10 protein-coding genes are annotated in these 15,105 nt (G+C 44.3%); 7 read left to right on the top strand and 3 right to left on the bottom strand.

Translation table 11 applies throughout. From position 1 onward, the window contains the following. Window positions 1-88 precede the first annotated feature (88 nt). Window positions 89-1,252 (top strand): molecular chaperone DnaJ, encoded by a 1,164-nt coding sequence (gene dnaJ / locus MsAm2_RS03105; protein ID WP_338098340.1) that lies wholly within the window; start codon window positions 89-91, stop codon window positions 1,250-1,252. Window positions 1,253-1,796: 544 nt separating this feature from the next. On the opposite strand, the gene MsAm2_RS03100 is transcribed toward dnaJ, so the two are convergent. After that, a complete protein-coding gene (locus tag MsAm2_RS03100) occupies window positions 1,797-3,827 on the bottom strand; it encodes a hydantoinase/oxoprolinase N-terminal domain-containing protein (protein ID WP_338098339.1) in 2,031 nt (676 codons plus the stop codon). A 221-nt stretch (window positions 3,828-4,048) separates the two neighbouring features. Here MsAm2_RS03100 and MsAm2_RS03095 point away from each other — a divergent pair, with 221 nt between their 5' ends. After that, entirely contained in the window at window positions 4,049-5,224 is a 1,176-nt protein-coding gene (locus tag MsAm2_RS03095; protein WP_338098338.1) for a sugar phosphate nucleotidyltransferase, read from the top strand. 222 nt (window positions 5,225-5,446) lie between these two features. On the opposite strand, the gene MsAm2_RS03090 is transcribed toward MsAm2_RS03095, so the two are convergent. Further along, complete coding sequence (locus MsAm2_RS03090; protein ID WP_338098337.1) at window positions 5,447-7,069, bottom strand: mucoidy inhibitor MuiA family protein; 1,623 nt, start codon at window positions 7,067-7,069, stop codon at window positions 5,447-5,449. Window positions 7,070-7,377: 308 nt separating this feature from the next. Between MsAm2_RS03090 and MsAm2_RS03085 the strand changes: the two genes are divergently transcribed. From MsAm2_RS03085 to MsAm2_RS03065, 5 genes are all read left to right on the top strand, one after another. After that, window positions 7,378-8,433, top strand: a complete 1,056-nt coding sequence (locus MsAm2_RS03085) for a lysylphosphatidylglycerol synthase transmembrane domain-containing protein (protein ID WP_338098336.1) — start codon at window positions 7,378-7,380, stop codon at window positions 8,431-8,433. Window positions 8,434-8,683: 250 nt separating this feature from the next. Then, the gene (locus MsAm2_RS03080; protein ID WP_338098335.1) at window positions 8,684-8,866 is read left to right on the top strand and encodes a 4Fe-4S binding protein; all 183 of its coding nucleotides are present in this window, start codon (window positions 8,684-8,686) and stop codon (window positions 8,864-8,866) included. Further along, window positions 8,859-10,238, top strand: coding sequence for a phytoene desaturase family protein (locus MsAm2_RS03075; RefSeq protein WP_338098334.1), 1,380 nt, complete (start codon window positions 8,859-8,861; stop codon window positions 10,236-10,238). Before MsAm2_RS03080 ends, MsAm2_RS03075 begins: the two co-directional genes overlap by 8 nt. A gap of 43 nt (window positions 10,239-10,281) precedes the next feature. Next, window positions 10,282-11,295, top strand: a complete 1,014-nt coding sequence (cofG, locus tag MsAm2_RS03070) for a 7,8-didemethyl-8-hydroxy-5-deazariboflavin synthase subunit CofG (protein WP_338098333.1) — start codon at window positions 10,282-10,284, stop codon at window positions 11,293-11,295. A 218-nt stretch (window positions 11,296-11,513) separates the two neighbouring features. Then, complete coding sequence (locus MsAm2_RS03065) at window positions 11,514-12,896, top strand: DNA recombination protein RmuC (protein ID WP_338098332.1); 1,383 nt, start codon at window positions 11,514-11,516, stop codon at window positions 12,894-12,896. A gap of 318 nt (window positions 12,897-13,214) precedes the next feature. On the opposite strand, the gene purF is transcribed toward MsAm2_RS03065, so the two are convergent. Continuing rightward, window positions 13,215-14,630, bottom strand: coding sequence for an amidophosphoribosyltransferase (gene purF / locus MsAm2_RS03060; protein WP_338098331.1), 1,416 nt, complete (start codon window positions 14,628-14,630; stop codon window positions 13,215-13,217). Window positions 14,631-15,105: the final 475 nt, after the last annotated feature.

Below are 15,105 nucleotides of genomic sequence, written 5' to 3'. Positions count from 1 at the left end.
TTACAACCGTATGTTACAACCGTATTTTACAGGACAATTCATTATCGTTATCATTCTATTCGTTTTAATTCATTGAAAAAGGATTTTTATGGCAACAAAAAGAGATTATTATGAAATTCTCGGTGTCTCAAAAGATGCATCCGAGGATGAAATTAAAAAGAAATACCGGAAATTGGCAATGGAATACCATCCGGACCGGAACGATTCTCCCGACGCGGAAGAAAAATTTAAGGAAATTTCGGAAGCGTATGCTGTCTTATCGGATACGGAAAAGCGGTCGACCTATGACAAATTCGGACATTCCGGATTTGACAACAGGTATTCGACCGAAGACATTTTCAGAGGCGCCGACTTCAGCGACTTTGGAGATATTTTCGGCGACATTTTCGGAAATATTTTTGGCGGCGGGTTTGGCGGGAACAGCCGGCGACGCGGTCCTCAAAGAGGCGGGGACCTTCAATACGACATCCGGATCTCTTTTGCCGATGCTTATGCCGGAAAAACCGTTTCCATCGACGTCCCAAAAATCATCACTTGTGACACGTGTTCCGGCTCGGGCGCAAAACCGGGAACCAGCCCGAAAACCTGTCCGGAATGCCGCGGTTCGGGAGTGGTTGCAAAAACCATGCGAACGCCGTTTGGGAATATGATTTCCCAGTCGTCATGTCCGGTTTGCGGTGGCACGGGCCAAAAAATTGAAACCCCCTGCCCGAAATGTTCCGGAAAAGGAAAAACAAAAGAGACCAAAAAGATTTCCGTGACCATTCCACCCGGCTCTGATAACGGCATGCGGATTCGCTATCCGGGAGAAGGAAATTCGGGTGATGTGGGCGCGCCGGCCGGAGATTTATATGTTGTGATTCGGGTGGACCAAGACAATTATTTCACCCGCGAAGGCGATAATGTTTACACCAACATTCACGTGAATTTTGTCCAAGCGGCTCTTGGCGCCGATGTGACGGTCAAGACCATGGGCGGCGACGTGACGATGACGATTCCAGAAGGGACACAAACCGGAAGCACTTTCCGCCTGAAAGGAAAAGGGTTCCCGCGTGTAAACAGCAAATCCGTCGGCGACCAATTCGTGACCGTGAACCTGGAAATTCCGAAAAAATTATCCAAGGAACAAAGAGAGCTTTTGGAGCAATACGCCAAAATTTCAGGCTTGCCCGCCACCTCCGGCTCTAAAGGAAAAGGAAAGAAGGACAAAGGATTCTTTGGAAAAGTCAAAGATGCTCTGGATTCCGATTAAGTCAAATAAAGATGAAAAAGAATAAAACCTTAAAAGTTTGAAAAGGGCTTGTTTGCCGGCTTTTTTTAAACTTAATTCTCTTTTTTATATTTTTTTCATTTTTTTGTATTTTTCATTTTTTCCGTTTTTTTCACTTCTTTGCTTTTTGGGGCGGCGGCGTGCGCGCGTTAGGACTGCAAATTTTTAAAGATTTGTACAAAAACGGCGGATGAATTTTGTCATGTTTTTAAATTTAAAATGGTTGCGCCGGATTATAATTTTACAGTTCGCTGCGTCTGGTGTTGACAGTTCGCTGCATCCGGTGTTGACAGTTTGCTGCGTCTGTTTTACCGCACATATCGATTCATAATGATAATCCGATTCAATCAGATGCGAGCGCATCTGATTGAATCGGGACGGTTTTCTTGGATTGGAAAAATGACAATCGTTTCTAAAATGTGCCGCCGGCTCAAAAAATGTCCTCCGGGTTTTGATTCAGTCATCGAAAATGTGTCGCCATAACGCGCACGGCGGCACCGGCACGAAAAAAAATGAGGAAAAAACCTCAATCAAGATTGATTTTATTTTCGGCAAAACCTTCCGCCACCACATGAATTTGAACCGGCGGGCGCCGGGGATCCGACACCAATTCTTTGGTCCGGACTTTAAATTCAATATCTTCTTCCCGGATTTTGTTTTCTTTCATGTATTGGATGATTTCATTTTTGGAAAAGTATTCCGCGGAACGAATCGCATCCGATTTGACGGAAAATGTCTTTTCGCCCTCCACCGTGTGGAAAATGAAATTTTTTTCATGATAACCGGTTTCATCTTCCATCGACTGCACCTCAATTTGAATTTCCACCCGCTTCGCTAATTTTCCGGCAAGGCAACCGACCGCATTTCCGACCTCATAATGGTCGGGCGCGATAATTTCCGCCTCAATGCATTCGGAGAGCTCCTCCATAAAACAACGGACGGGTGCGCCGATTAATACCACCGGAATATCAATTTTAAACCGCAAATGTTTTTTCCCAAACTCATTTACATCCGTCATCTCAAACGGATTTTTGGATAAATCTTTGTCTAAGAAAAGATCCAACTGTTCCCGGGAAAACGTGTCATCCATGAAATAAATCAATTCCCGTGCCATCGTTCGCGCAAACTTCTTTTTCAGATTTTTACAAAAATCCTCTTTGGTCATGTTCAACAAATCCGCAACCGCCTTGGCGCCGGCGGCCGACGCATCCGCATCCCATTCCATAAAGTCGCCCGTCACGTGAAGCAAATCCGTCGGGGTAAGCCCGATTACCTGAACCAGCCGCTTGTTGACCAACCGCTCGATTTGGTCAAATGGAATGTAGTCCGACTCCCACGTCAAATCACTCAAAAACCGGGGGACTTCTCCGATTTTGTTGTATGTGTCCATTTCCTCTTTTGACAAATTCACCGGCGGATATCCGCTTTTAAGAACCAGGGTTGTCGGCTGGGTAAATTCGTTGAGAAGCTGATTATGCGGCACCCAATGCTTTTGAATCGTTTCCAAAAGAGACGGATACATCAGAACCGCACGGCAAAGCGGAATAACTCGTCTCGGTCCGATTTTAAGATGAGAAAAGCGGGCGTCTAAAACGGAGGGCACATCCATCCAAATGTGGCTGTCCCCGCCCATTGCGGTTGTTTCCATTCGGATCGCACGCACTTTTGTTTTCCAGCCACCGACCGTTGCGCCCAAATCCGAAATTTTGGGGATTTTGTCCGCAATCATCGACACATCCGTACTGGTGCCCCCGACATCAATTGCGATACACGTCTCCCGCCCCGACAAAAAGGAAGCCCCAAGAACGCTTGCTGCCGGGCCTGAAAAAATCGTCTCCACCGGTTTTTCCATAACTTCGGAAAAAAGAGCGACTGCCCCGTTACATTTGAGCATGGTGGTTTTTACATCCATCCCACGGCGACCAATTTCAACCAAAATCGCATCCAAAAACTTTTTTGCGACCGGCAAAAGCGCCGCATTTAAATAAGCGGTAATTCCACGCTCATACGCCCCCAGCGCATGCGCCAGTTCATGCCCGCACACCACCGGATATCCCGTCAGCTGCCTAATTTTTTCTTTCACCCGGATTTCATGTTCCGGATTTAAAATGCTGTAAAAAGAAGAGACCGCAAACGCCGACACTTGGTCTTTGACACGAAGGACATACTTTTCCACGGCCTCCAAATCCAATTCTTCATTTTCCTTGCCGCGGTAATTGTGCCCGCCGGTCACGACTACGCAATTGTCTTTCAAAATCTCCGGAATTTTTTGAGTCCCGACCAAAATAAGCGCAACCGATGCCCCGTTTTTTTCAAGAATGGTATTGGTCGCAAAGGTTGTCGACACCGAAAGTAATTTGACTTTTTTTAAGGATTCCGGATTTAATTGATCCAAAACCGAAGAAATACCGCCGAGCGGATCCGGATAAGTCGTGAGCGCTTTTTGAGACTCAATGATGAGGCGGCCGTCCAAATCCACGATGGCCGCATCCGTATAAGTTCCGCCCGCATCAATTCCCAAACTTAAACTTGATTCCAATCTAAAACTTGATTCCAATCTAAAACCTCCAAAAATTAAAAAACCGTTTTACAAACCCTATTTTTATGATTACACATCATGCTTACGTTGTGTTTTTCACATTCCTGTTTTTCACAATCGAAAAAAACACTTTTCATCATAAACCGCCTTAAAGAAATAAAGGGTTTTTGCCCTTTTTTCTTTTTTTTCGGCGTTAAAATAAAAAAGAATTTATAAACATTGAAGCGGTTTTCATATGTATGAAAGCGTGTATTATGTGCGGCGGAACAGGCACACGCCTGCGCCCATTGACTTTTCGGCGTCCTAAGCCATCCATCCCGATTTTAAACAAGCCGTCTGTCCTTCATCTCATTGAACATTTGTCCAACGAAGGATTCAATGACATTATTTTAACGCTCGGCTACATGGGCAATGAAATTGAGGAGGAACTCGGCGACGGCAGCATGTATGGCGTCCACATCGATTACGTTTACGAAAAAGACAAACTCGGAACGGCCGGCAGTGTAAAAAACGCTCAAGACCTCATCGGCGATGAGCCGTTTATGGTCCTTGGCGGCGACCACGTCATGACGCTGAACTTGCGGGAAATGTACCGTTTCCATCAACAAAACGATGCGCTTATCACCATCGGGCTCCTGTCAATTGACGATCCGCGCGAATTTGGTATTGCCGATATGGCCATTGACAACCGAATTTTGCGGTTCTTGGAAAAACCCAAACCCGGTGAAATTTTCAGTAATTTGGCCAGCACCGGAATTTATGTGTGCAGTCCTGAAATCTTTCAGGAAATTCCCAAAAATCAAAAGTACGATTTTGCCAAGGATTTATTCCCGAAAATTTTGTCCAAAAATGAACGCATCAACGGAATTTTGGTTCGTGGAAGATGGACAGATGTCGGAAGCGCAAGCGCTTACCGTTCCGCTCAGAAGTGGATGTTGGACAGCATGTCCGAAACCATTTTGGAAGGCGACTTTGCGTCCAGCGGCAAAATCGCGGGACCCATTCGGGTCGGAACGCATGTGTCCATCGGTAAAGATTCATCGGTTGTCGGCCCCGTGATTATCGGCGAAAATACAAAAATCGGGGAGCGTGTTCTCATCGGCCCGTATTCCGTAATCGGATCCAATTGCATCATCGGAAATGATGTCAAAATTTTGGCGTCTTACGTGTTTGACGGGACAAAAATCGGCAACAAAACAACACTTTCCGGCGCGATTGTGGACAGCGACGCAAAAATCGGAGAAAATTGCAGCCTGGAAAACGGAACCATTATCGGCCCGGACGCGAAAATAAAAGACGGTGCCACCATCCATTCCGGCGTCAAATTATGGCCCGAAGTCACGATTCAAAAAGATACGCACGTGACGGAAGACGTTTTGAATGAAAAATACGACACTCAAGTCAATGGTTCATAAAAATGAAGGGGTCATAATCCTTGTTATAAAAAACAAGGATTCAGATCCTAATTTTTAGAAACCCGTTTTTTAAAAATTGAATTGCGGCCGTTTAAATCTATTTTTTAAAAATTGAATTGCGGCCGTTTAAATCTATTTTTTAAAAAAAGAGGTTTTGGAGGAATCCAAAACCATATTTTTATTTTTTAATTCCGATGGTGATTGAACCGTTTTTATTCAACCTTAATCCAAAACCACAATCTTATTTTTCGGGTAAGCTGCGACGTATTTAACCGTCATGGATTTGGATTTTCCGGCATCCAATGTCAGATTCCAAACCAATTTTCCGGTGTCTTTGTCATGTTCCGCGCCGGAAACATTGACTGCCTCAATCGTGATGGCTTTGTTGACGGAAACCGGCAACTGATCAAAAACTTCAATTTCAATCGTTTGTCCTTTTGTGTTTTTCACAGTCAGAGTCCATTCTTTGGTAATTTTGTTGTTGCCGCCCATCAAACTCTTCTCCGTCATATCTTTTCCTTTGATGCGGGTGACAATGACACCCGGATCTCTTCCCAAAGACAATTGAATAAGTTCACCGGCCCGCCGCGGGTCGATGTACGATTTGCCGACATATTTGCCTTCAAAGAAAATATTCGCATTCCCTTCCAAAAGATTGAGATCGGTCCAATCCGAAACGGACGCCACCAAAAAGACATCTTTTTCCAATTTCCGGATGCTGTAATATTTAAATTCCGCACTCAGCCGGTGAGATTTGATTTCCACCGGCTTTTCATCATAAGACGACGGAATCGTATAAAGTGCCGGCAACTCATAATCGACGCCGGTCAAATTGTTGGACGAAATCGTTTGCGGCACCTCATAAAATTCATCGGCACCGTCGATATCCTCCATGTATGAATCCGATTCTTTCATTTGTTTTAAGCAAGCGTCACCCATTTTTATTTCACTCTCCACCGGCCGATTGAAAGATTGATAAGCCGCTGTTTTTCGCAAGTCTCTAAGCGGCTCCGGCGCCGGACACGGCTGCTCAAAATCAACATACCAAGGCATCAATTCCGGCAATGTTCCCGACAGAGACGGATTTCCGGTCGACAGCACCAATTTCACGTCTTCCCAATCTTCTCCGGTTCGCTGACGCACAAAAGATTTGAATTGAAGCGTAACCGGATTTTTGATATCATCCGCCCGAATGTCATAATAAGGCGTCCAGCCGGCTTCTTTGTGGAAATAAGAAAGAGTCGCCGTTGCCGTAACGGCAGCCGGCGCAAAAATTTCGACATCCACTTCAAATTCATTCTTTTTGACCGTGCTGCTGCCGACTTCATATTCTATTTTTCGGATTTGGTCCCGCAATTCTTCCAGTTGGGGACGAAGATCGATTTTTTCATTTTCAATTTCCGTCAGCTTGGATTTGAAATAATCCATGGTTTCTTTGAGTTCATCCGCTCGAAGTCCGTTTTTGCCGGCCACCACCCGATTGATTTCCAAAAGCTCCCGCTCTTGCTCGCATACGTATATTCGGCTTTCGATTTTTCGGGTTTGAAGCTCCAAGTCTTTTTTCTTTTTGAGCAGTTCCACGATGCGTCCGGCACCCGATGCATCCGAAACAGATCGCATTTGAGGGGAAAACGATAAGATGTGACAATCATGATCGACCGCCGCCGTTACACTTTCCGTATAAATCGATTCCGAAATCCCGCCAAAAGTTATTTTATTGATTCCCGCTTCCAGTTTTAAAGTCTCGGCGCGTTTTAATTGCACGCCCGTTAAAAATACAGTCGCTTCCATGATTTTTCCAAAAACTTTGTCGTGTTTCGTGATTTGAGATTCCGTAAGTTGCATTGTGTTTTCTCCGGGATTGATTTCTTTGAAAAAATTAAAATTACGATTTTCAATTATTTAAAGTGTTATAATATATTTAATTGTTTCAACTGCTTTGGAATTTGGGGAGCCGGTCCGCGTACGCTACGACAGCAATTTTTAAAAAAAGAGTAAAAGCAAAAGGTTGTTTTTTTATATTTTTGAAAAATAATTGTGTTTGAGAGTTATGTTTTTATGTAAAGTAAAATAATTATTATTTAAAACATATTCAAACGGTTTTTTGAAAAATTGGAAGATTTTTAAAAAATCAAAAAGTGGCGCTGAGAAAAATGGTCAATTATAAAAAATTTTTCTGGATCACATTGGTCATCAGTTTGATCTCCGCCATCGCCCTCATTTTATTTACGACCGATTCCAGTACGATTGAAGCGCTGACCCAAATCCGCCCGGAATATATCCTTTTAGCATTCCTGTTTCAGATTTTGACATATTTGATTACCGCACGAAAATCCAAATTTTTGGCCCGCTCTTTGGGTTACGAAGTGCGGACGCGCACCATGCTTGAAAATGTTTTAACCGGAATTTTGCTGGCCTCTTTAACGCCGGCCGCCGTCGGCGGAGAACCGCTTCGAATTCTGCTGCTGAACAAAAAAAGTGGCGTTCCGGTCGGAAAATCCACTGCCATCATTTTTATGGAACGGTTTTTAGATACGTTTTTCATTTTTCTTTGTATCGTCCCATCCATATTTGTACTGCATGGAACGCTGGCCGGCAGCGGAGAAAACGCAAATGTTTTGGGACTGGACACACTTCTTCTCATCGGCATGATCATGCTTTTTCTTATTTTGGGCGTTTTGCTCTATGGTATTTTTCGCCCAAGCGCCGCCAAAACCGGAATCCGCCGGTTTTTGATTTTCGTCTCCAAAATCGCACCCGAGAAATACCATCCTCAAATCAACTTGTGGATTGTGTCCTCCGAAAACGAAGTCGACTTGTTCCATTCCAGTTTTGAACGGTTTGTCTCCGCCGGAAAAATTAGTTTTCTTGTCTCTGTCTTTTACACTTTTCTCTATTGGGCGGTACGTTTCACAATTCTTTGGCTGATTCTGGCCGGCCTTAACATTCATCCCACCACACCCGAAATACTTCTTTTGTACGCGTCCCAGGTAGTCTTGGCAATTATTATGGTGGTTCCGGCAACCCCGGGCGCCAGCGGAATTGCTGAAATCGGAGCTTTTTCCCTATTTTCCCTCTTCGTTCCGGCACCACTGGTCGGCATCGCCGTCATTGCCTGGCGTGCGATTACCTACTATGTCAATATCATTGCCGGATCAATCGCCGGACTGAAAGTGGTCCGCCAATACGATACGAACGGCAAACACTAAAAGAAGGCCGGACAGGCAGCACAAAATGCTTTGAAGCTGTCTTTAAAATTCGGATTTGGATGAAAAATATTGAATTAACTTTATATAAAGTCAAACGTAATTAGGAATCCGTCGTTTAAAATTCGTTATTTGGATTGGAAAATAAATTTATTTTCGGATTGAAATTTATTTTCGGATTGAAATTTATTTGTTTTTGGATTGAAATGATTTGTTTTTGGATTGAAATTATTTGATGATGGTGTTTTTTCATATGTTTATCAATAAGAATTGTGTCGGGTGCAGCCAATGTATGGCGTTTTGTAAATACGGGGCCATTTCCGTCTTTGGAAAAGCATCCATTTCCGAAAAGTGTGTTAACTGCCGTTTTTGCGTGTCTTACTGTCCGATGAAAGCAATTGAGCCGCACGCGAAAGGAGGAATTAAAAATGAATGAATCCAGACCATCTGAACAATTCCAACAATTCCAACAATTCCAACAATCCAACGCATCACGGCTCACTGCGGTTGTTATTGGTGCGGGTCTTGGCGGCCTGTTGACGGCAGCGCAACTGTCTTTGAAGGGATACAAAGTCACCGTCCTGGAAAGACTTTCCATTATCGGCGGCCGATTTATGAACATTGAATATCAAGGCTACCAGCTTTCCACCGGCGCGCTTCACATGCTTCCGCACGGAAACCGCGGACCACTTGCCCAAATGCTGCAAAAACTGGGTGCGAATGTCACCGTCATTCCGTCTGTCCCGATGGCCACCGTCCGCATCCCCAAAAACGTTGCGGAAACGGATTACAAAAACGGATTTATGGACATCCCGCACGTTGAATTTAAGAAACATTTGGCCGCCAAAAATAAAATGATGATGGTGCTGCTGACCCTCGGATATAAAATCAAGCTCATCCGACCCAAAGAAGCCCGTTTCAAATCGTGGTATTCCCGCTACATTCAGGATGACCGGATTGACCGCTGCGCCGACTCTTTTTCCGGCTGGGCGCTGAGCACCACCGCCGATGAAGTGACGACGGAAGAAATGTTTGCGATTTTTGACAATGTTTACAAATATGGCGGCCCCGGAATTGTTGTCGGCGGCTGCAAATCAATTATTGATGAATTGGTCCGAATAATTGAAGAAAACGGCGGAAGCGTCCAGCCCAAAAAAGAAGTCACCGGACTCCTCATGCAAGAGGGGGTTTGTACCTGCGTTTTGGCGGGCGGCGAAGAATTTCATGCGGATTTGGTGGTCAGCGACATCGGACATAAAGAAACAATGGAAATTTGCGGCTCCGACGTGGAAAAATTAGACGGATACGCTGCTTATGCGGAAAAATTAAAAGCGGTCAATCCATCAGCCGGATTAAAAATTTGTTTTGCGATTGATGAGCCGCTCATTGAACATGGCGGCATTTTATTGACGCCGTACACCCGCCGGATTAACGGCATGAACGAAGTAACAAACGCCGACCCGAATTTGGCGCCGCCCGGCAAGCATTTGATTATGGCGCACCAGCGGACCGCCTTGGACCGCTTGGATTTCATTGAAGAAGAAATCGACTTGGGTCTTGAGGATTTAAAAGATTTGTTCCCGGGCAAAAAACCGGAAATTTTAATGATTCAGGTTCACCATGGAAGGTGGCCGGTCAATCGTGCTTTTTCGGGACAGGACTTTGGAAACAAAACCCCGGTTTCCAACCTTTTCATTGTCGGTGACGGCGCCAAAGGCCGCGGCGGAATTGAAGTGGAAGGAATCGCGCTTGGTGTTGAAAATGCCATGTCTGATATTGCGGAATGGGAAAAATCGCAGAAAAAATAACGGCTGCAGCAAATGAAATGAAAGTCAGGATGATTTCGGTAAAATGTCAACTGGCATGCCCATAATTACGTTTTCGAAAAATGTGTTCATTCCGGTCACCAATGTGTGCCGGAATCAATGCGCTTACTGCGGTTTTTGGCGGGCGCCCGATCATCCCGGTGCTTCTCTTTTAACGGAAGAAGAAATCCTTCCCATCTTTCAAAACGGTGTTTTAAACGGCTGCACCGAAGCACTTTTTACATTTGGGGAATATCCGGAAACCCATCCTTTTTTTCAAAAACAGTTAAATGCGATGGGTTTTGAGTCCATTGTCGATTATGTGGCACATTTATCAGAACTGGCAATCGATTGCGGAATTTTGCCGCATACCAATGGTGGCGCACTCACCCGAAAAGATTTGGAAAAACTCGCGCCGCTTAATGCCAGCATGGGATTGATGCTTGAAACAACGGCCGACGTTCCTGCCCACAAAAACTGTCCGGGAAAAGACCCAAAGGTTCGCTTGGATATGATAAATAATGCGGGAATTTTAGGCATCCCAATGACGACCGGCATTTTGGTCGGAATCGGCGAAACAAAAGCGGATCGTGTGGACTCGCTGGAACAAATCGCAAAATTTCATCACAAATACGGGCACATTCAAGAAGTGATTGTCCAAAATTATTCTCCAAAACCGGGACAAAACGATGGGAATAGGTTTGGTCTTTGTCCGCCGTCCAAAGAAGAAATGGTTGAAACGATTTGCGCGGCCCGAAAAATTTTGCCGGCGGATGTCGCGGTTCAAGTCGCGCCCAATTTAATTGCGCCGTTGGATTTGATAAAATACGGTGTTTCAGATTTGGGCGGCATTTCTCCGGTGACAAAAGATTACATCAACCCGGAAGCGCCTTGGCCGAAAATCGAAATGCTTCAGACTCTTCTGAATGAGAACGGATATGAATTTCGGGAACGTCTGCCGGTTTATCCGCATTTTGTTTTAAAGGAAAAATATGGAATACGTACCAAGCCGCTGATATTAAAATTGGTGGATGAAAACGGATACAGAAAAGGCGATTGACATCGATGGCGAATAAATCCGGCATCTATTCTTATTTTTTCGACAAAATTTCAACATTTGTCCCGCTATTTTCCAACATATTTTGATTTTTCTGTCGATTCTTTCTGTCGATTCTTTCTGTCGATTCTTTCTGTCCCGCTTCTTTTTTATTACTTTCACACCGCACGGGTGAGGACTTTATAACTTCTTTTCGTTAAAGTCTGTTGAGGCTGTAAATTATGGACGTAGAAACGGTTATTTTGATTTTACTGGGATTTTTGTGTATTCTCTTGCTTGTGAATATTTTGCTGACAATCCGAAACAAAAGCCAAAGCGGTAAACCTTATTTTAAGGATGGGCATTCCTTGGATATTTTGAAAAATTCAATTTCCGATGCCATCTCTTCAGATTTTCGGGAAGAAAGCGGTCGCCTGCGCGATGATGTCGGGCGGGACATTTTTCGGATGGATGCGCATATCCGGGAAGATTTAGCGGCCGTTCGGGAGGAACTTGGGGCGGCGCTTCAAAAAAACCGTATCGAAATGATGGAAACTCTGCGTGCGTATGGGGAAATGCAGGATCGGAAATTTCAAATGCAAGACGCCCGGGGGGCTGAACAAATCGCCGGCCTCAACAAAACCATGGAAGAACGCTTAGATAAAATTCGGGATCTGACGGAACAAAAAATTACGCAACTTCAAGAATCCAACGCCAAAAAATTGGATGAGATGAAATGCGTGGTTGATGAAAAATTACAAGAAAGCGTGGAGAAGCGATTTAATGAATCGTTTAAAGGGATCAGCGGGCGTCTCGATGAAGTCTTTAAAGGGCTTGGGGAAATGCAAAACCTGGCAGCCGGCGTTGGAGATTTAAAACGGGTCTTAACCAACGTCAAAACCCGGGGAACGTTTGGAGAAATCCAGCTCGGTGCCCTTTTGGAACAATTCCTCGCCCCGGAACAATACACAAAAAACGCGACCACTCAGCCCAAAACCTCTGAAAGGGTTGAATATGTCATCCGTCTTCCCGGGAGAGAGAAAAATGAAAACGAGCCGGTTCTTCTGGCGATTGATTCCAAATTCCCGGTTGAGGATTACCAGCGGCTGTTGGATGCTTATGAAAATTGTCCGGATGACATTGAATATTATGCCAAGCAGATTGAAAATGCGGTGAAGAAAAATGCGAAGGATATCCGGGACAAATATATCAACCCGCCGTACACAACGGATTTTGCGATTATGTTTATCCCGACCGAAGGACTTTACGCCGAAATTCTCCGGCGGCCGGGACTTTTTGAAAACCTGCAAAGAGATTACCGAGTGACAGTTACGGGACCGACGACCTTGGTTGCGTTTTTAAACAGCCTTCAAATGGGATTTCAGACTCTTGCCGTTGAAAAAAGAACAGGGGAAGTTTGGAAACTTCTCGGCGCCGTTAAAACTGAATTTAGCAAATTCGGCATCTTGATTGAAAAAACCCGGACAAAACTCGATGAAGCCGCCCGTGTGTTAGATGACGCGGACTCTAAAACCCGAAATATTTCCAAAAAACTCCAAAAGATTCAGGAGTTACCGCAAGAAGAAACCACCTTTCTTCTTGGAAATTCGGAAAGGGATGGATGATATTTGAAAAAAAAGTTAGAAAAACCAACTCCGGCTTTTGTTCAATTGAAAAAACCGGCACCATGACGTTCATGCATGCCGCCGCCTGAAAAAAACAAATTAACAAAAAAAAGAGATAAATGAAAAAAAAATGAAAAGAATGAAGAAAAATGAAGAAAAGTGAACGGACACTTTTGTTGAAATATCTGCAAAATTTGCCGCAATAACGCGCGCGTAGGCCGCCTGTGAAACAAACAATAATTAATAAATCAATAAAAACGAGAAGAATAGAATGATAAAACCCGCAATTTTTCAATCGCGGATAAAAATCATTTCTTTTTAGAAATCATCCACACGGCACTGTTTGCGGCAGCATTTTTCTCCCGGAATGTCGACCGGATATTGTTCGGTCACGCATCCGAGGCAGAGCCGGCTTTTATCGATTCCGATCGCTTTGACCAAGCCGTCGATGCTGAGGTAACCAATGGAATCCGCATTCACAGCCGCACAAACGCCTTCAATCGTTTTGTGAACCGCGATTAATTCGTCCCGGGTCGGCATGTCAATTCCAAGATAGCACGGACCGATAATCGGCGGACTCGCCACCCGGAGATGAACTTCTTTGGCGCCGGCTTTTTTAATCATGTCAATAATCCGGCGCGATGTTGTTCCCCGGACAACGCTGTCGTCCACCAAAACAACGCTTTGGTCTTTTAAATTATCGTTAATCGTATTCATTTTCAACCGGACGGCCATTTCCCGCATTTCCTGGGACGGCAGAATAAAAGTGCGGCCAATATAACGGTTTTTCATCAAACCTTCCAGATATTTAATTTTGGATTCGCGGGCATAACCAATCGCAGCCGCAATTCCGGAGTCGGGAACCGGCGAGATGATGTCCGCGTCGGCCGGATGTTCAAGCGCAAGCTGCTTTCCGATTCGTTCCCGGGCGGCATAGACCAGCTGGCCGTCAATGGTAGAATCGGGACGGGCCAAATAAATAAACTCAAAAATGCAGTGGGCAGCAACGTCTTCTTTGTTGGTCGGATAACTTTCCACTTTGCCTTCTTTTGTGAACGCCAGAATTTCGCCGCTTTTGATGTCACGGATAAATTTACCGTTGATGGTATCTAAGGCAACACTTTCCGAAACAACCGCGTACCCGCCATCGATTTCCCCGTAACAAAGCGGCTTAATGCCAAACGGATCACGAACAGCATACAGGTCACCGTTAATCATAATCACCAAAGAATAAGAACCGTTGAGCTGCCGCATGACATTTTTAATGGCGTCGACAGCATTGTGTTTTAATAATTCCTTCACCAGCAAAAGAGCAATGACTTCAACATCCAAATCGGTTGTAAAAATGCGGCCTTCCGATTCCAGTTGATCTTTTAAAAAAGCGCCGTTGACCAAACTTCCGTTATGTGCCAAGGCAATGGTACCGCGTTTGAAATTTAAAACGAAGGGCTGGCAATTTTCAATGTTGTGTGTTCCTTTGGTTGCGTTTCGGACATGCCCCACCCCGACATAGCCGACCATGTCTTGAATCGTTTGTTTGGAATAGGCTTCGGACACCAGACCCATTCGTTTGAGAGATTTGGATTTGGAGCCGTCAAAAACAACAATTCCCGTCGAATCTTGACCGCGATGCTGAAGGGCGTAAAGCGCATAATACAACTTAAACGCCACAATATTTGTCGGCGGCGCGGGGTCATGTAAAATAGCGCCCGCAACACCACATTCTTCTTTCAAGGAGTACCACCCGGAAATGATTTTTAATTCATTTTAAGTAGGAGAATTTATCCGTTGAGAAAATGAGTTTTTAAATTTCCACCGCTCATATGGTTTGACGCCAAAAAATGACGGTTTCATATGTTTTCTTGTGGTTTCTCATTGGATGACGATTCCGATTTTGACGGTTCCAAAGACTACGATTGGACTCGTTTTTCAAGATAATAATAATGAAACGGCATCTTTCACGATGGAATGTTATGCCTATAGATGAATAATATTTTGTCCTATTTTAATTTAATTTTCACTAATGTTCGATAAGCATTTCCTCAAAAAATACTTAACGATTTCGCACGGAAGAAAATTTTCAATCCGTCCAAAAGGGTCAAAAAAATAAAATGAAAAGGGTGTTGAGTTTTGTTTTTAATAAACGGCGGAAAATAAACAAAAAAGAGGGATAATTTTTTTGAATTAAAGAAAAAAGATTGAACCCGCC

The organism is Methanolapillus ohkumae, assembly GCF_032594355.1.
Taxonomy (GTDB): Archaea; Halobacteriota; Methanosarcinia; order Methanosarcinales; family Methanosarcinaceae; genus Methanolapillus; species Methanolapillus ohkumae.
Note: the sequence above shows the minus strand (reverse complement) of the source record. Positions and strands in the feature narration are given on the sequence as shown.